Origin of the sequence: Mesorhizobium sp. M7A.F.Ca.US.002.01.1.1 (assembly GCF_004022955.1) — a bacterium.
Lineage (GTDB): Bacteria > Pseudomonadota > Alphaproteobacteria > Rhizobiales > Rhizobiaceae > Mesorhizobium > Mesorhizobium ciceri.
The window spans coordinates 1-16,504 of record NZ_RZQE01000092.1 but is presented as its reverse complement, the minus strand read 5'-3'; the positions used below and the strand labels follow the sequence as shown (position 1 = coordinate 16,504).

The window sequence follows — 16,504 nt, the reverse complement described above, 5'->3', positions numbered from 1 at the left end:
GCAAAGTGCCTGAACGATGACTGACCGGCTGCGCCTCACCATTCTCGGCTGCGGCTCGTCCCCAGGTACGCCGCGCATCACCGGCGATTGGGGCAATTGCGACCCCGACAACCCCAGGAACCGGCGCACCCGTGCCGCCGCGCTCGTCGAGCGGATCGCGGCGAACGGCAGCCGAACGACTGTCGTCATCGACACGGGGCCGGATTTTCGGCAGCAGATGCTGCTGGCCGGCGTTAAACGTGTCGATGCGGTCGTCTATACCCACCCGCATGCCGACCATATCCATGGCATCGACGATCTGCGCGGTTTCGTCCTCGATCAGCGCCAGCTCATCGACGTCCATGCCGACAGGGCGACGATGCTTCGGCTGCGGGAAGCGTTCGGATACTGTTTCGAGACGCCGCAAGGCAGTTCCTATCCGCCGATCGTCAGGCCGCATCTCATCGAGCACACCAGGCCGGTGGTCGTCGAAGGAGAGGGGGGTACCCTCACCCTCGAGCCGCTGCCGCAGATCCACGGCGACATCGTATCGCTCGGTTTCCGCATTGGCGGTCTCGCCTATTGCCCCGACATCAGCGACTTTCCGGAACCCACCGCCGAACGGCTGGGCGACCTCGACGTGCTGATCATCGACGCGCTGCAGTACCGGACGCATCCAAGTCATCTGTCACTTGGCGAAGCGCTCGAATGGATCCAGCGGCTGGCGCCGATACATGCGGTGCTGACACATATGCACGTGCCGCTCGACTACGTCTCGGTGATGGCCGAGACACCAGCCAATGTCGAACCCGCCTATGACGGCATGGTTATAGAAATCCCTTATGAATCAGCACGATGCGAATAGAGCTTCATGAGGGCTTTCGGCTCCTTGGTGCAAATATCAGCAGCGTTCCGATCCGCTCGTAGCCCATCCGGGGATAAAGCAGCGCCCCGGCATGGGTTGCTGCCAGCACCGAGTACCTTGACCCGCGCGCGCGATCGTCGTGCAACATTTTCGATATCAAAGCCTGACCAATGCCGCGACGCCGGTGCGACGGCTCGACATACATGCTCGAACACCAGGTGGCTCCCACGGCATCCAGGCTGCGAACGCGCCCAACGATGTCGGCGCCGTCGATTGCCACATACTGGCGGAACGGCGCGGTGTCGCCGAGCAAATCGTCTGGGATCGGCTGCCTGCGGATGATCTTTCCCAACTGTGCCGCCCGTTCGGCCGTCTGCACGCGTTCGACCGAAGCAATCGATGGCGGGTTCGGAATCCGGTGCAATCGGTGGACGAAAAAGCCTTCGGTCCGCAGCAGCCGGTAGCCGAGAGCTTTGTAGGCGGTTCGTGTCGGCCCGTCCGGATCGTCGTTCGCGATCACAACGGAAATGGCAAAGCCCGGCCGTGCATGCTGCCGCACGACGGCATCGGTCTCTTGAGCGGCGACGTCATGGACGACCCATTCTTCGCCGCGGTAATCGCGAGGATTCTTGCGTTCGGCATCGCGCATCAACCACAATGGTCCAACGCGGCTGGCCTCGTAAGGAAAGGTGCGGCTCCTATCAGCGCTGAAGCCATGCACGAACACTTCGATTGCCGCTTCGATCTCGCTGTTTGCCATCTTCATTTCGACAGCCTAGCGTTGGCGATCCGCTCAAGGCAATACGCCACAATCGGCTCAAGCCTATGAGAACCAGCGGCAATTTACAGTTCTTGGCCCATGCATTAGTTCCATAATCTATCTTATGCGACTTTTGGATACGGCGAGCGGCATGGATGCGGCGGTCCCCGACTTCACTTTCCAGTTCCCTTGGAGGCTTCAGCCTGGAAACACGTGAGGCTTGGAAACATCCGCTCGACATTGTGAGCGCGCAGCCGTCGGCAGCGCGCTCGACTCTTTGTTCGAACGATCGGGTCAATCGGAGCGACTATTCCAGAATAACGGTGGCCTCCACCTCGAAAAGCATGGGATCGATTGCAAGCTTGGGAACGGGAACCAGAGTCTGCGCCGGCAGCGCCTCGCCGAACATGTCCTTGACGTTCCTGGTCAACACCTCGAGCTTGGACATGTCGTGGTCGACCACGAAGACCGTGAGCTTCGCCACCTGATCCGGCTTGGCGCCGATGCCCTCAAGCGCAGCATGCAAATTTGCGTAGGCCTGCTTCACCTGGACGGCGAAATCCGGTGACAAGGTTCCTGTGCTGTCTTGGCCGCCCTGCCCGGAGATGTAGGCGATCCGAGCTCCGAGCGGTGCGATTACGGCGGTGCTGTAGCCATTCGGCGACGGGTCGTAGAGCGCCTGTGGATTGACAATAGTCAGCTTGAACTCGTTCGCCGGCGACGCAGTGGGGACTGCAATGGTCATGATGATTAGCCCTCCGATAAGCAGATGCTTGATTGCGCGTGACATGGTTTTTCGCTTGGCTCCGCAGCCTGCGAGCAACCTACCCTGGCGCCTGCAGATTGAACTTTAACCTAATCGCTACGTGAATCGTGCGATGTACGAGTCATCGTATGGTACGTCGTACGAGTCAATCGTTCAAGATCGACATTTGTCGCGTTGCCGGTCAAAATCGATGTCCTGAAAAAGCGAGGACGACGGATGATAGCCAAACGCAGCGGCGCCCGGAGCAAAGGGGATCAACGGATAAGCGTGTCGCTCCAGCCCGTGCAGCAAGCGAGCAGCGAGCCGCCGCTGTCTCGAGAGCGTATCGTGGCGACCGCGGTGGAACTGCTGGACGCCCAGGGCATAGACGGATTGACAATGCGTCGGCTGGCCGATCGCCTCGGCTCGGGTGTGATGAGCCTATATTGGCACGTCGACAACAAGGAGGATGTCTTTGATCTAGCAGTCGATTCGGTGCTCGAACATCGCGGATCGCCTGAAACAGGTGAGTCTCCGGACTGGCGCGGAGACGTCGTTCATATGCTCGAAGACTGGCGCGCCAGAATGTTGCGCCATCCTTGGTCGGCATCGCTGTTGCCGCGCCGGGCGCTCGGCCGGAACATTCTCGGTCGCCTGGAAATGCTGAGCAAGACCTTGTCCAGAGCCGGTGTTGCGGACGCGGATCTGAACGCCGCGATATGGTCGCTCTGGAACTATGTGATGGGCGCCACCCTCACCCGGGCAAGCTTCGATCTCTCGGAAGAAGACAGGGCAGCCGCACAGCAGCGTCTTACACATCTCAGCGAACACTACCCGACAATCGAACGCTCTCGTCTGCTGTTGGACAACGATTGGGATGGCGCCTTCCGAAGAGGCCTCGACTTCCTGCTCGACGGCCTCTCGCCAAGATAGAATTCCGGCGCTCCGCCCGGAGCAGACCGGATGGCGCTGCTTTGCGCACGCGACGCAAGAGCTTCCCAGTCCACATCATCACGTTGGGCTCGCCGCCAAGGCGGCGCAGGCAGCGGGCAAGCCCCAGATGCTCGATCCCATCGCGGCGGTGGCTGGTGCGGCTGCATTGCAGCTGAATTGTTGCAGTTGGCGATGTCGTCGCCACGCATTGCCAACCGCTGGTCGGAATCCTCTCTGCAGTCGATCTTTTGCGCAAACCTTTTTGGCCGACATGCGTTGTTTTCTCTCCAAGCCAAGGAGACGATCATGCAGATGAAGTCGGAAATAGCCGGTGAAGCGGCCAAGCAGCGCCATATCCAACGTGGCATCGATGCCAAGGACAAATCGAAAGGCGATGGGAAGCTTCAAGGCGCCATGCAGGCTGGCGCCCGCGAATATCCCGAGCCCCCCTTCCCTGAGCAACATCAGCCCAAACCGGGACATGAATGGGCCATAGAGCCGGCGCCGCTGTACGATGCGCCTTACTATCTCGGATCGAAAAAACTCAACCAAAAGGTAGCGCTCATCACGGGCGGCGATTCGGGCATCGGCCGCTCGGTGGCGGTGTTGTTCGCCCGCGAGGGCGCCGACGTCGCGATCGTCTATCTGGCCGAGGACAAGGACGCTGAAGAGACCAAATCCGCGGTGGAAAAGGAGGGACGACGCTGCCTCCTGGTCAAGGCCGATGTCAGCGAACGCAGCCACTGCCACAAGGCGGTCATGGAGACCGTTGAAAAATTCGGCCGCATCGACGTGCTGGTCAACAATGCTGCGTTCCAGATCCATTCCAGCGACTTCGGCGAGCTCACCGAAGAACATTTCGACACGACGTTGAAGACCAATCTTTACGGCTATTTTCATATGGCGCAGGAAGCGGTGCCGCACATGAAACCCGGTTCGGCGATCATCAACACCGGTTCGGTAACCGGTATCGACGGTTCAAAACAGCTGGTCGACTATTCGATGACCAAGGGCGGCATCCATGCTTTCACGCGGGCCCTGTCGGGCAATCTCATCGGCAGGGGCATAAGGGTGAATGCGGTAGCACCGGGTCCGGTGTGGACGCCGCTCAATCCGTCGGACAAGGAAGCTGACGACGTCTCGAAATTCGGCGCGGACACGCCAATGAAACGACCAGCGCAACCGGAAGAGCTCGCGCCGGCCTATGTGTTCCTCGCTTCGCCGCATTGCTCGAGCTACATCACCGGCGAAATCTTGCCCGTCGTCGGAGGGTACTGAGGATGGCCGAAACGAAGTCCGCAACGAAGGAGTAGGATGGATGGGCCGTCTGCTTTTCATGGTGGCGTTCGCTTGTGTAGCGTATCGCATCTACACGGAAACCGCAGGGTCTGCTCGGCATGTGCCGCAGGATGACGGTGAGGCGCTGCGCAAGCAATCAGCGGCACTGGGCGTCGACCCGTCTCGCTGACGGGATGGAACCTACCGGCAATCCGGCCGGCCGAGTTACCAGCCGGCCGGATTGCAGCCTTATTCGGCTGCCTGCAGGTTGATCTTGCTTTCCGCCATTTCGGTTAGCTTGCGATCTGTCGCCTGTTCTTCCTTGAGATTCTTGGCCAGCACATTGGCGCAGTCGGTGCGGCCAAGCTGCTTTGCCCAGGCGATGAGCGTGCCGTAGCGCGTCATCTCGTAGTGTTCGACGGCCTGCGCCGAAGCAATCAGCGCCGCATCGAGAACCTCCTTGTCATCGACGTCACCGCTCACGTCGTCGGCCTCCTCGAGAATGCCGTCGATTGCCGGACAGTTGACCTCCTTGGCCTTGACGCCATGCAACTCAAACACCTGTTCGACGCGCTCGACATGGCCTCTCGTCTGATCGAGGTGCTTTTCAAATCCGGCTTTCAATTGCGGGTCGGTTGCCTTGTCGATCATCTTCGGCAGCGCTTTCTCGATCTGCTTTTCGGCGTAATAGATGTCGCGCAGCGTGTGCACGAAGAGATCGTCGAGTGTCTTTATGTCCTTCGAAAAGAAGCCCATGGCCTTACCTTTCATTGCGCTTGGTGTGGATTTCGGCGACGGGGTTTGCGCCGCCAACAAAGACCGGGACGGTTCCCGGCTTGTCTGGTCAACGTGCCGGCACCGAAGGAGTTCCTGATTTCCGAGGGCGGACCCGTTCCCCCTTCTCCAAGGCCTGCGATCCGGTCGGTGGGGAGCCTTTGTCTCGATCACACGTTCTAGTCGCAGAGCAATCGGAACCGAGAAGGGTTGGCGGAATGTATTTCATTGCATTGGCGACTGACTATGACGGCACGCTGGCTCATGATGGGGTCGTCGCCAAGAAAACGCTCACTGCGCTTGAGCGGTTCAAGAAAAGCGGCCGCAAGCTGGTTCTCGTCACCGGGCGTGAGCTGCCCGATCTCAAGGGCGTCTTTCCCGAGCTTAGCCTCTTCGACAAGGTCGTCGCTGAGAATGGCGCGATGATCTACACGCCGGCCAGCGAGGAAGAGCGGGTGATCGCCCCGCCGCCCGAGCCCAAATTCGTCGCCAGGTTGAAGAGGCAGGGCGTCAAGCCGCTTTCGGTCGGACGATCGATCGTCGCGACCTGGGAACCGCATCAAGCGACCGTGCTTGAGGTCATCAAGAAGATGGGTCTCGAACTGGAAATCATCTTCAACAAGGGCGCGGTGATGATCCTGCCGAGCGGCATCAACAAAGCCACCGGGCTCGCCGCGGCCCTTCAGGACCTTCGACTTTCGCCGCACAACGTCGTCGGCGTCGGCGACGCCGAGAACGATCATGCGTTCCTGCAAGCCTGTGGCTGCAGCGTCGCCGTCGACAATGCAATTCCGGCGGTCAAGGATACAGCCAACCTGATCATGCCTGGCGCCCGAGGCAAAGGCGTGGAGCAACTGATCGCAAAGCTGATAAAGCGTGATCACGCGATAGTGCCGAAGCGCCATGACGGCATCGTTCTTGGATCATCTGGCGGCGATGATACCTACCTGTCGCCGAGCGACACGATCCTCATTGCCGGGAGTTCCGGTATCGGTAAATCCACCTTGGCCACCGCGCTGACCGAACGCTTCGTCGAAAGCGGCTTTCAGTTTTGTGTCTTCGATCCCGAAGGCGACTATGATGGCCTCGAAGGCGCCGTTCGCCTGGGAGACGGCTCAAGCGCGCCGACAAAGGCGCAAGTGCTGGATCTGATCGCCAAGGCCGACAGCAATATAGTCGTCAATGGACTGGCCCTGCGGGTCGACGAGAGGCCGGATTTCTTTGCCGACCTGCTGCCTGGCCTCAGCAGTTTCCGCCGGCGCACCGCGAGACCGCACTGGCTCGTGATCGATGAAGCGCATCATCTTCTGCCCAAGCGGCGCGACGATACGCGGGCGGTTCTTTCATTGGAATTGCCTGGCACAATCCTGATCACCGTTCACCCCGAGGCGATCTCGACAGACGCCTTGCGCCTGGTGACAGCCATCATTGCGCTTGGCCCCAAGGCAAAGGACGTCGTGAAGGTCTTCTGCCGTGAAACCGGCATTGAGCCGCCGAAAGTCATCCCCAGCCCGAAAGGTGCGCGCGTGCTGTTCTGGCGGCCGCAGGCAGGCAAAAAAGTCAAGACGGTCAAAGTGGTCGAACCACGTCAGTCACTCAAGCGGCACAGCCGGAAATATGCCGAAGGCCAGCTCGACGAAGCCGGCAGCTTCTATTTCCATGGCCCTGAGAATGCGATGAATCTCAGGGCTCACAATCTGATGATCTTCGCTCAGATCGCCGAGGGCATAGATGACAAGACCTGGGAGTTTCATTTGCGCACCGGCGACTATTCCAAATGGTTTCGACATCAGATCAGGGACAAGGATCTGGCGCGCGAAACCGCCCAGGCGGAAGAGGACAAGACCCTGTCGGCGGAGGAGAGCCGCAAGCGGGTGCTTGATGCCGTGCGCCGCCGTTACACGGCTCCCGCCACAGCCCCGGAGTGACACGCGAGAGCCAAGTCAATCAAGCCAGCGCTGCATGCGAAATTCTTCAGTCAGGCAACGCCGCCACCGCAACAATTTCAACGACGATGTCGGCTTGCGCAAGCGCTGCAACTCCGATCACCTCCGAAGGCGGCGGGTTGTTATAGCTGCAGTGCTTCGGGCAATGCTCGGCAAAGAACTCGTCCAGTACGTCGAGACGAAAATTGGGTGAACTCAGAACGCCGCCATCGGGAAATGGCCCCTTGATGAAGAAGGTCAGCCGGATGAGATAGTCGAGCGCGCTGCCGAGTTCTTCCAGATCTGATTTGATGTTCGCCAGAATTGCGCGCCACTGTGCCGCCGCATCGCCAGTGAATCCCCCTCCTCTCTTTCCGGTCGGATCATAATTTTCGGCGGTTGCCGTATTTCCGCAAAGGTAGACAAATCCCCTTGCTCCGGAGACGACCGTGCCTTTTCCCCACGGCATCAACTTTCCGTTTTTGAATTTCTTATGGGTTACGAGTTCCATGCTTCGTCCAGAACTCTTGATCGTCAGCCTATCAAATCGTCTATTCTGATCGGCAGATCGCGAATGCGCTTGCCGGTGGCATGATAGACGGCACTCGCCACGGCAGCAGCCGTTCCGACATTGCCGAGTTCGCCCAAACCCTTGACGCCGGCAGGGTTGACCTGATGGTCGATTTCGGGGACCAGGATAACGTCGACCTGTTTGATGTCGGCGTTGACCGGTACGAGATAGTCCTGCAGGTCGCGGTTGACGTAGCGCGCGTGTCGCTGATCGATTTCCGTCGCCTCGTGCAACGCCTGGCCGATGCCCCAGATCATGCCACCCATCAGCTGGCTGCGCGCGGTGCGCGTGTTCATGATGCGCCCGGCGGCGAAGGCCCCGACGATGCGCGGGACCCGGATTTCGCGTGTATAGCTGTTGATGCGCACTTCGACGAACTCGGCGCCAAAGGCATATTTGACCGAATCTTCGTCGTTCTCTCCACCATGAAATTCCGACTGTCCGGCATAGAGTTTGCTGAGGGCTTCAGGCGAAGAACCCTTCGGCGCAAACTCGGCATATTCCTCGATGGCGCCGACTTGCATAGCCTTGAAGACATCAGCCAGCTTTGCGGACTTGCCGGTCTCGGTGACGACCTCTTCGTCCTTCAAGTCCAGCTTCGCATTGCCCGAACCGGCCAGCGGAGCCCCCCTTGCCCGCAGCGGCGGCGAACAGCTTTCCGCGTATCGCGTCGCAGGCTTTCATGACCGCCGAGCAGACACTGGCGGTCGAGATCGATCCGCCCGACACGGGAGCCGGCGGCAAGGCACTGTCGCCCATCTCGACGCTGATCTTGTCCATGCCGATGCCCAGTCTTTCGGCCGCCATCTGGCCGGCGATGGTGCGAACGCCGGTGCCGATTTCATGGGAGCCGCACTGGATCCGAACCTCGCCGTCGGCGGTGAGACGAACCCGGGCCGCGCAGGGCGCGGCGGCAGTCGGATAGATCGCCGTCGCACAGCCCATCCCGACCAGCCAGTCGCCGTCGCGCATAGAGCCGACCTTGGGATCGCGCTTCGACCAGCCAAAGGCCTCCGACGCCTGGTCGTAGCACTTGATGAGTGAGCGGCTGGAAAATGGCTTGCCTCCGATGGGCTCCTTCTCCGGTTCATTGATGCGACGAAACTCGACAGGATCCATGCCGAGGGCCACAGCCATTTCGTCCATGGCGTTTTCCAGCGCGTAGACATAAGGCGTCTCCGGCGGCGATCGCATGTAGCCAGGCGTGTTGCGGTCGGCATGAACCAGCGAAACATGCGTCAGAACGGCGCCGTAATTGTACATGCGCGCGGTGGCGGACGTGCCGCCGACGACATAAGGGTCAGGGCGTGACGTCACCTCCCAGGCCTCATGTCCGAACGCCGTGATGCGGCCGTCCTTGCCGGCGCCCATGCGGATCCGATGCCGCGTTTCGGCGCGATAGGTCTGCGTACCGAAGGCTTGCATGCGATTGACGACGCAGCGAACCGGGCGGCCAATGCGTCGCGCCGCGACGGCAACGATAGCGGTGCGTGCCGTCATCGGCCCCTTGGAGCCGAAGGCACCGCCGATATAGGGACTGACGATCCGCACATTGGCCGGATCGAGCTTCAGCTGGCGTGCCAGTTCCACCTTCCAGCCGGTAACGTTCTGGCTGGGCTCGTGTATGGTCAACTGGTCGCCTTGCCATATTGCGGTGGTCGAAAACAGTTCGATCGGATTGTGATGCTGGGTCGGCGTCGAATATTTTTCGTCGATCTTTACCGTCGCATCCGCCCAGGCGGCATCGAAATCACCGGCCTTCGCATCCTCCTTGAACATAGGGTTTTTGCCGGCAGCCGGCTCCATCTTCACGCCCTTGGAATCAAAGCTGGCGGCGGGCCGTTCGTCCTCATAGTCGGCGCGGATCAACATTGCGGCTTCCTCCGCCGCCTCGAAGGTCTCGGCAACCACCAGAGCGATGATCTGACCGTCGTGAAAAACCGTCTTGTCGTGCAACGGCCCGATCGAACTTGCGCCGGTGTTGCCGAATTTCGGCGTGTCGGTCTTGTCCATATCGTCATAGGTGACGATGTCCAGCACACCGGGTACGGCCCGGGCGTCTTTCGTGTGAAGTCCCGAAACCTTGCCCCGGGCAATGCTGCTGGTGGCAAGGGCACCGTAGGCGACGTTGGCCGTGACGATGTCGGCGGGATAGCCGGCCTGTCCGGTAACTTTTAGCCGGGCGTCAATGCGGACAACCGGATCGCCCTGGTTTTCCCTGGGGGCGGGTGCAGCTTGGTTCATGGCTCAGCCCTTCATATCCCGGGTTTCGAGCAGCGCCCGCACCAGCGTGCGCTTGCCGAGCGGTATCTTGAATGCGTTATGCTCGCGCGGTCTGGCATCGGCGAAGGCAGCCTCGGCAGCCTCTTGCGCCGCGGCTTCGTCAAGCACTTTGCCCTGTAGCGCGTCCTCTGCTTCGCGCGCCCGCCACGGCACCGTCGCCACACCACCAAGCGCAATGCGCGCACTCCTTACCGTCTCGCCCTCCATGTCGAGCGCAACAGCCGCGGACGCCAACGCAAACGCGTAGGATTCGCGATCGCGAATCTTCAGATAGCGCGACCGGCTGCTCCACCGTTCGAGCCGCACTTCGATGGTGGTTATGAGCTCGTCGGCGGCGAGATCCGTCTCGATGTCGGGCGTGTCGCCCGGCCGTTTGTGCAGCTTGGCAAATGCAAGCGTGCGCCTCCCCCGCGGACCTTCGATCTCGACGGTGGCATCGAGCGCAACCAGCGCCTGCGCGAAATCGCCGTGATACGTGGCGATGCAGGCATCGCTCGTACCCAGCACGGCGTGTTGGCGATTGGACCCTTCCATCGCAGCGCAACCGGAGCCGGGTTCGCGCTTGTTGCACGGCCAGGAAATCTCTCGAAAATACTCGCAGCGCGTACGTTGCAGCACATTGCCGCCCAGGCTCGCCATGTTGCGAAGCTGACCGCTGGCGGCGAATTTCAGGCTGTCGGCAAGGGCCGGGCAACGCCGCCGGACGTCATCGTTGTCGGCTGCTTCACCCATGCGGACCAGTGCACCAAACCGGATCGTGTCATCGTTTATCCTGATCTGCCGCAAGGCTGGCTCGGCAAGAGTGTTGAGGTCAAGCAGTCGGTCCGGCCGCGCGACACCGAGCTTCATGTAGTCGGCCAGATTGGTGCCGCCGGCGATGAATTGCGTGTCGGCGCCGGTTGGCGGAACGCGCACGGCATCGACACGGGATGCCATGGCGATTGCAGCGGAGACGCTGGTTGGTCTTTCATAAACGAAGGGGCGCATCCTAGGCCCTCCTGATCTCGTCGCGCGCCTGGACGATCGCCGCAACGATGTTGGGATAGGCCGCACAGCGACACAGATTGCCGCTCATATATTCGCGAATGTCATCTTCCGACCCCGCATGGCCTTCGTTGATGCAACCGATGGCGGACATGATCTGACCCGGTGTGCAATAGCCGCATTGAAAGGCATCGTGGTCGACGAAGGCCTGCTGGACCGGATGCAGTTCCCCGTCCGTCGAGGCCAGGCCTTCCACCGTTGTGATCTCCCGCCCCTGGTTCATGACGGCAAAGCTCAAGCAGGACAGTACCCGCTTTCCATCGATCAGAACCGTGCAGGCGCCGCACTGACCGTGATCGCAACCTTTCTTGGTGCCGGTCAGGCCGACGTGGTCGCGCAGAGCGTCAAGCAGGCTGGTTCGATTGTCGAGCGCGAGATTGTAGGTCTGTTTGTTGATACGCATTGAAACCGCCGACAAGTCGCGCGGTTCGGCTGGCTTTTCGGACGCTGGCTGGGCAGCTCTCGTCGGGGAATTCACAAGCGGCATCGCCGCCGCCGCCGAAACAGAGGCCGTCATGAACATGCGTCTGCTCAGGCCACTGGACATCTTGGCATCGGACATGGCTGGCTCCGGGCTGGCTGGGTCTCAAGCGGCCCAAACCAGTCGCGGAGGACAAAGTTCCCTCCTCACGAGCCTGTGATTCCTTTTTCTGTGGCAGGTTCGATGTAACCGGAACCTCACCTGTCGGGCGATGGTTGTGTGCCAAGAGCCGGTTTGTGCCAAGGGCCGGAAGGAGGCGATCATGAGCGATGGTCGGCATGACAAGGACGATGACAATGGACCTGTGTTCTCTGCGGAGCAGGCGAGACAGGGCGAGATCATCCTGCGAACGCGCACGCGTCGGGTTATCTTCATAGCAGGCTTGGTCGGTATCGTGATCCTGGCCATCGTGGTCAGGTTGGCAATCGGCTGAACCAATTCCGCCAGGCGCGAAACCGTGCCCGGTCGCCAGGAACCTTTTACGACCAGTTGTCGTTGACTGGCCACGGTCAAAACTCCTGGAAGTTCTCCCGTGGACGCGAAAACCCAAACCGAAGAACCTGAAACCGGCGACACGCACGCCGCGCCACGCAGGGCCACCTCAGACGCGTCGCCAAAACACCGGAAAGACGCCGGTCAGGCCGACGGTCAGGAGCACAAGCAGGACAAGCAGGCCAGAGAACCAAAGCCCAGCCTGCTGAGCTTCCCTCGGCGGCACCCTTACATATCGATCGCCATCCTGCTCGCAGTGCTGTTGATTGCCGTAGGGCTGGTCTTGTGGTGGCTGGACGCGCGTCAGTATGAATCGACCGACGATGCTTTCATCGACGCCCGCACGGTGACGATCGGTGCCGAGATATCGGGTCGTATCACCGATGTCGCGGTCACCGACAACCAGTCTGTGAAAGCCGGCGACGTGCTCTTGCGCATCGACGACAGCGACTATCAGGCAAGCCTGGCGGAAGCCGACGCCGGTGTGGCCTCGGCGCAGGCCGAGATCGTCGATGTCGGTGCACAGATCGAAGCACAAAACGCCAAGATCGATGCGGCACAGAAGCAGGTGGCGCAGGCCCAGGCCGCGCTCGAGTTTGCCAAAGCGGAGGACAAGCGCAACCGTGAGCTGCTGGCCAAGGGAACCTCCACCCAACAGCAGGCGGAACAGGCCGCTTCTACCCTGCGCCAGGACCAGGCCGCCCTCGACAGCGCCGGAGCAAACGTGGCAGCCGCGAAAAGCCAGGTCACTGTTCTGCAAGCACAGACCAAGAGCGCGCAAGCAAAGCTCAATCAAGCCAAGGCCAGCCAGGAGCAGGCCCGCACCATGCTGTCGCGCACCATCATAACCGCGCCTGTCGCCGGTCGCGCCACCAGTATCACGGCCGCCAAGGGCACCTACGCCCAGCCTGGTCAGGTGCTGATGATGTTCGTTCCCGACGAGGTCTGGGTGAAGGCTAATTTCAAGGAGACCCAGCTTGATCTGATGCGGCCGGGACAGCCCGTCGACATCGATATCGACGCCTATCCCGAAAAGAACTTCCACGGCCGCGTCGACAGCATCCAGGCGGGCAGTGGCACCGCCTTCAGCCTGCTGCCGGCCGAGAATGCCACCGGCAACTTCGTCAAGGTGGTGCAGCGCGTGCCCGTGAAGATCGTCTTCGACCGACCGCCGGGCGTGCTGCTGGGTCCAGGCCTGTCGGTGGTGCCGACAGTCAAGGTGAGATGAGCGCCGTCGAAATGGCTGGTGAACGGAGCGAAACCCGGTCCGCCGCCGGCGGGCGCAATCCGTGGCTGATCGCAGTCGTCGTCTCGATCGCCACCTTCATGCTGGTGCTCGACACCTCGATCGCCAACGTGGCGCTGCGCAACATCGCCGGCAGCCTCGCGGCCGGGATGGACGAAAGCACCTGGGTGATCACCACCTATCTGGTCGCGAATTCCGTGATCATCCCGGTTAGCGGCTGGTTGGCCAGCGTCATCGGCCGCAAGCGTTACTACATGCTTTGCGTGGCGATCTTCACCATAGCGTCGCTGCTGTGCGGCCTGGCGCCCAATCTGGAAATGCTCATCGTCTTCAGGATCCTGCAAGGCCTCGGGGGCGGCGGCATGGCACCCAGCGAACAATCCATTCTCGCCGACACCTTTCCACCCGAAAAACGCTCCCAGGCATTTGCTCTTTACGGCATTGCCGTCATCGTCGCACCGACAGTCGGGCCGACCATCGGCGGTTGGCTGACCGACCATTTCTCCTGGCACTGGATATTCTTCATCAATGTCCCGTTCGGCATCATGTCGCTTGCCTTGGTGCAGTGGCTGGTGGTCGAGCCTGATGTGCTCGAGCGCGAACGGCAGGAACGGTTGAAGGGCGGCCTCAGAATAGACTGGGTCGGTTTCATCCTGGTCGCCACGGCACTCGGCTGCCTGGAGATCTTTCTCGATGAGGGCCAGCGCAACGACTGGTTCGCATCAGGTTTCATCGTGACCTTCGCGGCGATTTCGGCGGTCTCATTTCTGCTGCTGATCCCGTGGGAATTCAGTCACCGCGATCCGATCGTCGACGTCCGCCTGCTGTTCAGCCGCCAGTTCGGCACATCGTTCCTGGTGATGATGGCAGTGGGCGCCGTGCTGTTCAGCACCACCCAGTTGATGCCGCAACTGCAGCAGACCGCCTTCAACTATACGGCCACCCTGTCGGGCCTGTCGATGATGCCAGGTGGCATCGCAATGTTGATGCTTATGCCGATTTCCGGATTTGCCGGCGCCATCGTCCAGCCCAAATACCTGATCATGGCAGGCATGTCCGTCGTCGCTGTCGCGCTCTGGCATATGACATCGCTCACCCCGGACGTCAGTTTCGGCTTCTTTGCTTTCGCGCGCATCTTCCTGATGATCGGTTTGCCGTTCCTGTTCATCCCCATCTCGACGGCGGCTTACGTCGGTCTTGCTCCGCAGCAGACGAACCAGGCGTCGGCACTCATCAACGTTGCCCGCAACATCGGCGGAAGCATCGGCGTGTCGCTGTCCAACACAGTGATAGCCCAGAACGCGCAAATCCATCAGGCAAACCTCGTCGGCCACACGGCACAGTCGTCACCGACCTACCAGCAGGTTCTGCGTCAGGCGACCGAGCACTTCGTGGCTCAAGGGTCGCCGATGATCGACGCAAAACAGCAGGCGGTCGGCTGGATAGGACAGTTGATAGCGCGGCAGGCCTCATTGCTCGCCTATATCGATGTCTTTCGGTATTGCGCGGTAGCGACCGCACTGCTCGTTCCCCTCGCCTTGCTGCTGCGCTCTCCCCGGCCCGAAAAGCGTTAGCTCGCGCCGCGGCGGTGTATGGCGCTGCCCCGCCATGCGGCTTCGGCTTCGCGAACTTCCGTTGGAACCAGCGCGTCGAGTCGACGTTCAGCCCTTGTTCAACAGGAGGAGCTGGCCATGCCACGAGGCGACAAATCGAAGTACACTGACAAGCAGGAGCGTAAAGCCGACCACATTGCCGAAGGTTATGAGAAGCGCGGGGTTTCCGACAAGGAGGCAGAGCGGCGCGCATGGGCAACCGTCAACAAGGACGATGGCGGTGGCAAGAAGGAAGGCGGTTCGGGCCGCGGCAAACACACGGGCCATCCGGCGGCGCACAAAGGCGGCAAAAGCGGCGGCAAGGCATCGGCATCACGGTCTGCCGCAAGCCGATCGGAATCGGCAAAGAAAGCTGCAGCGACCCGCAAGCGCAATGCGGAACACCGCGCCCATTGATCTGACGGCGGCGCTCAATGGGGCCGAACGATGGAAGGACAGGGATGAAATCGCAGCTCGTCAATGAGATCGGCGGACAAAGGACATTTGTCCTGGTGCTCGACCCGCGCGAAGAAGCGTTCGCGGCACTGACCGCCTTCGCGGTCGACCAGAAGATCGGCAGCGCGTCCCTGACCGCCATAGGGGCTTTCGAAAAAGCCACCGTGGGCTGGTTTGATCCGGACGCGAAGACCTACCGCAAAATCCCTATCGACGAACAGTGCGAGGTTCTGAGCGCGATCGGCGATGTCGCACTGGGTGATGACGATAAGCCCAGCCTGCACGTCCATGCGGTGCTGGGATTGAGCGATGGCACCACCCGGGGTGGACATCTGCTTGATGGCATCGTTCGGCCAACGCTCGAAATCACCCTGGTGGAAGCGCCCGGCCATCTGCGCCGCAGCAAGCGCCCGGATCTCGGTGTCGCGCTCATCGATCTGGACGATTGATCTCCAGCCGCTCTAGCTCGTTCTCAGGCCTTCTTGCTCCGCTCAGCAGGTGCTGTGTCCGGGGCCGCTTCCCACCCGAACACGCTGCGCCCGCCAAGCAGATGCGACTGGTCGAATTCTCCCGCGACAATTTCCTTCAGGCTGGGGCCGGTTGCGTATCGTTCGACTTGCCGCGACTGATCGTCGAGCCGCCTCAAGGCACCGATTTCCTCATCGCGACCGAGCTTTGCCTTTTGCACGGCCGACTTCAGAACCCCGATCGTCTCATCATAGACCTTCAGCGGCACTGGAAATGGATGCCTGTCCTTGCCGCCATGCGCCAGCGAGAAGCGGCCGGGATCGGAAAAGCGGCAAGGCGCGCCATGCACCACCTCGGCAACGAGGGCCAGCGCGCGCACCGTGCGCGCGCCGACGCCGGGGACCAGAAGGAGCTCGGCGAAATCGGTGGGACCGCGGTCCGCGGCGGCGGCGATATTGCCGTGAAGACGATGCATGACGACATCGCTTTCGCGAACGTCATGATGGGCCGGCATGACCAAATGCGGCAGCAGCGGCTGCTCCGGTTCCTGCCGGCGCCTCGGCTCCGCGCAACGCTCCAATGCCGCAAGCTCGCCCAGGATGCGATCGGGTC

General features: G+C 61.1%; 19 protein-coding genes. 10 read left to right on the top strand and 9 right to left on the bottom strand.

Annotated features, from left to right (window positions below; all coding sequences use genetic code 11):
* The first annotated feature begins 16 nt into the window (after nt 1-16).
* The gene (locus EN932_RS12280) at nt 17-844 is read left to right on the top strand and encodes an MBL fold metallo-hydrolase (RefSeq protein WP_027161645.1); all 828 of its coding nucleotides are present in this window, start codon (nt 17-19) and stop codon (nt 842-844) included.
* Nucleotides 845-848: 4 nt separating this feature from the next.
* On the opposite strand, the gene EN932_RS12275 is transcribed toward EN932_RS12280, so the two are convergent.
* Entirely contained in the window at nt 849-1,610 is a 762-nt protein-coding gene (locus EN932_RS12275; RefSeq protein ID WP_027161646.1) for a GNAT family N-acetyltransferase, read from the bottom strand.
* Between the two features lie 301 nt (nt 1,611-1,911).
* Nucleotides 1,912-2,394 (bottom strand): RidA family protein, encoded by a 483-nt coding sequence (locus tag EN932_RS12270; protein ID WP_027161647.1) that lies wholly within the window; start codon nt 2,392-2,394, stop codon nt 1,912-1,914.
* A gap of 192 nt (nt 2,395-2,586) precedes the next feature.
* On the opposite strand from EN932_RS12270, the gene EN932_RS12265 reads away from it, so the two are divergent.
* The 3 genes from EN932_RS12265 to EN932_RS12255 all read left to right on the top strand — a co-directional run bounded on the left by EN932_RS12265 (nt 2,587) and on the right by EN932_RS12255 (nt 4,750).
* Complete coding sequence (locus EN932_RS12265) at nt 2,587-3,282, top strand: TetR/AcrR family transcriptional regulator C-terminal domain-containing protein (protein ID WP_027161648.1); 696 nt, start codon at nt 2,587-2,589, stop codon at nt 3,280-3,282.
* A gap of 306 nt (nt 3,283-3,588) precedes the next feature.
* Nucleotides 3,589-4,560, top strand: a complete 972-nt coding sequence (locus tag EN932_RS12260; protein WP_013531569.1) for an SDR family oxidoreductase — start codon at nt 3,589-3,591, stop codon at nt 4,558-4,560.
* Nucleotides 4,561-4,600: 40 nt separating this feature from the next.
* Nucleotides 4,601-4,750, top strand: a complete 150-nt coding sequence (locus EN932_RS12255; RefSeq protein WP_013531568.1) for a hypothetical protein — start codon at nt 4,601-4,603, stop codon at nt 4,748-4,750.
* A 59-nt stretch (nt 4,751-4,809) separates the two neighbouring features.
* Here EN932_RS12255 and EN932_RS12250 read toward each other — a convergent pair whose 3' ends face one another.
* Nucleotides 4,810-5,316: a ferritin-like domain-containing protein gene (locus tag EN932_RS12250; RefSeq protein ID WP_013531567.1), complete on the bottom strand. Its 507-nt coding sequence runs from the start codon at nt 5,314-5,316 to the stop codon at nt 4,810-4,812.
* A 236-nt stretch (nt 5,317-5,552) separates the two neighbouring features.
* Here EN932_RS12250 and EN932_RS12245 point away from each other — a divergent pair, with 236 nt between their 5' ends.
* Nucleotides 5,553-7,262 carry an HAD family hydrolase gene (locus EN932_RS12245; protein ID WP_127369926.1) on the top strand — a complete coding sequence of 570 codons (1,710 nt, stop codon included), beginning with the start codon at nt 5,553-5,555 and terminating at the stop codon, nt 7,260-7,262.
* Nucleotides 7,263-7,308: 46 nt separating this feature from the next.
* Here EN932_RS12245 and EN932_RS12240 read toward each other — a convergent pair whose 3' ends face one another.
* Genes EN932_RS12240 through EN932_RS12225 form a run of 5 tightly spaced genes read right to left on the bottom strand, consistent with a single transcriptional unit; the run spans nt 7,309 to nt 11,719 of the window.
* Nucleotides 7,309-7,770 (bottom strand): RidA family protein, encoded by a 462-nt coding sequence (locus EN932_RS12240; protein WP_027161650.1) that lies wholly within the window; start codon nt 7,768-7,770, stop codon nt 7,309-7,311.
* Between the two features lie 23 nt (nt 7,771-7,793).
* Complete coding sequence (locus EN932_RS39515) at nt 7,794-8,420, bottom strand: molybdopterin cofactor-binding domain-containing protein (RefSeq protein WP_281061531.1); 627 nt, start codon at nt 8,418-8,420, stop codon at nt 7,794-7,796.
* Nucleotides 8,368-10,074, bottom strand: a complete 1,707-nt coding sequence (locus tag EN932_RS12235; RefSeq protein WP_281061530.1) for a xanthine dehydrogenase family protein molybdopterin-binding subunit — start codon at nt 10,072-10,074, stop codon at nt 8,368-8,370. The genes EN932_RS39515 and EN932_RS12235 overlap by 53 nt, the downstream gene beginning before the upstream one ends.
* A 3-nt stretch (nt 10,075-10,077) precedes the next feature.
* Entirely contained in the window at nt 10,078-11,100 is a 1,023-nt protein-coding gene (locus tag EN932_RS12230) for a xanthine dehydrogenase family protein subunit M (protein ID WP_127368663.1), read from the bottom strand.
* Nucleotide 11,101: 1 nt separating this feature from the next.
* Complete coding sequence (locus EN932_RS12225; RefSeq protein WP_024505525.1) at nt 11,102-11,719, bottom strand: (2Fe-2S)-binding protein; 618 nt, start codon at nt 11,717-11,719, stop codon at nt 11,102-11,104.
* Between the two features lie 181 nt (nt 11,720-11,900).
* Here EN932_RS12225 and EN932_RS12220 point away from each other — a divergent pair, with 181 nt between their 5' ends.
* The 5 genes from EN932_RS12220 (at nt 11,901) to EN932_RS12200 (ending at nt 15,873) form a co-directional block, all read left to right on the top strand.
* Entirely contained in the window at nt 11,901-12,071 is a 171-nt protein-coding gene (locus EN932_RS12220; protein WP_127368664.1) for a hypothetical protein, read from the top strand.
* Between the two features lie 99 nt (nt 12,072-12,170).
* Complete coding sequence (locus tag EN932_RS12215; RefSeq protein WP_127368665.1) at nt 12,171-13,358, top strand: HlyD family secretion protein; 1,188 nt, start codon at nt 12,171-12,173, stop codon at nt 13,356-13,358.
* A gap of 11 nt (nt 13,359-13,369) precedes the next feature.
* Nucleotides 13,370-14,950 (top strand): DHA2 family efflux MFS transporter permease subunit, encoded by a 1,581-nt coding sequence (locus tag EN932_RS12210; RefSeq protein WP_127368666.1) that lies wholly within the window; start codon nt 13,370-13,372, stop codon nt 14,948-14,950.
* A gap of 117 nt (nt 14,951-15,067) precedes the next feature.
* Nucleotides 15,068-15,385, top strand: coding sequence for a hypothetical protein (locus EN932_RS12205; RefSeq protein ID WP_013531559.1), 318 nt, complete (start codon nt 15,068-15,070; stop codon nt 15,383-15,385).
* 44 nt (nt 15,386-15,429) lie between these two features.
* Entirely contained in the window at nt 15,430-15,873 is a 444-nt protein-coding gene (locus EN932_RS12200; protein WP_024505528.1) for a PPC domain-containing DNA-binding protein, read from the top strand.
* Between the two features lie 23 nt (nt 15,874-15,896).
* Here EN932_RS12200 and EN932_RS12195 read toward each other — a convergent pair.
* Nucleotides 15,897-16,504, bottom strand: a 608-nt coding sequence (locus EN932_RS12195; RefSeq protein ID WP_206618927.1) for a DUF763 domain-containing protein, incomplete at its 5' end; no start/stop codon positions are given.

Bases quoted from the DNA above. Each gene is read 5' to 3' on its own strand.
- EN932_RS12280 (WP_027161645.1), top strand. From the start codon at position 17: ATGACTGACCGGCTGCGCCTCACCATTCTCGGCTGCGGCTCGTCCCCA.
- EN932_RS12275 (WP_027161646.1), bottom strand. From the start codon at position 1,610: ATGAAGATGGCAAACAGCGAGATCGAAGCGGCAATCGAAGTGTTCGTG.
- EN932_RS12270 (WP_027161647.1), bottom strand. From the start codon at position 2,394: ATGTCACGCGCAATCAAGCATCTGCTTATCGGAGGGCTAATCATCATG.
- EN932_RS12265 (WP_027161648.1), top strand. From the start codon at position 2,587: ATGATAGCCAAACGCAGCGGCGCCCGGAGCAAAGGGGATCAACGGATA.
- EN932_RS12260 (WP_013531569.1), top strand. From the start codon at position 3,589: ATGCAGATGAAGTCGGAAATAGCCGGTGAAGCGGCCAAGCAGCGCCAT.
- EN932_RS12255 (WP_013531568.1), top strand. From the start codon at position 4,601: ATGGGCCGTCTGCTTTTCATGGTGGCGTTCGCTTGTGTAGCGTATCGC.
- EN932_RS12250 (WP_013531567.1), bottom strand. From the start codon at position 5,316: ATGGGCTTCTTTTCGAAGGACATAAAGACACTCGACGATCTCTTCGTG.
- EN932_RS12245 (WP_127369926.1), top strand. From the start codon at position 5,553: ATGTATTTCATTGCATTGGCGACTGACTATGACGGCACGCTGGCTCAT.
- EN932_RS12240 (WP_027161650.1), bottom strand. From the start codon at position 7,770: ATGGAACTCGTAACCCATAAGAAATTCAAAAACGGAAAGTTGATGCCG.
- EN932_RS12235 (WP_281061530.1), bottom strand. From the start codon at position 10,074: ATGAACCAAGCTGCACCCGCCCCCAGGGAAAACCAGGGCGATCCGGTT.
- EN932_RS12230 (WP_127368663.1), bottom strand. From the start codon at position 11,100: ATGCGCCCCTTCGTTTATGAAAGACCAACCAGCGTCTCCGCTGCAATC.
- EN932_RS12225 (WP_024505525.1), bottom strand. From the start codon at position 11,719: ATGTCCGATGCCAAGATGTCCAGTGGCCTGAGCAGACGCATGTTCATG.
- EN932_RS12220 (WP_127368664.1), top strand. From the start codon at position 11,901: ATGAGCGATGGTCGGCATGACAAGGACGATGACAATGGACCTGTGTTC.
- EN932_RS12210 (WP_127368666.1), top strand. From the start codon at position 13,370: ATGGCTGGTGAACGGAGCGAAACCCGGTCCGCCGCCGGCGGGCGCAAT.
- EN932_RS12205 (WP_013531559.1), top strand. From the start codon at position 15,068: ATGCCACGAGGCGACAAATCGAAGTACACTGACAAGCAGGAGCGTAAA.
- EN932_RS12200 (WP_024505528.1), top strand. From the start codon at position 15,430: ATGAAATCGCAGCTCGTCAATGAGATCGGCGGACAAAGGACATTTGTC.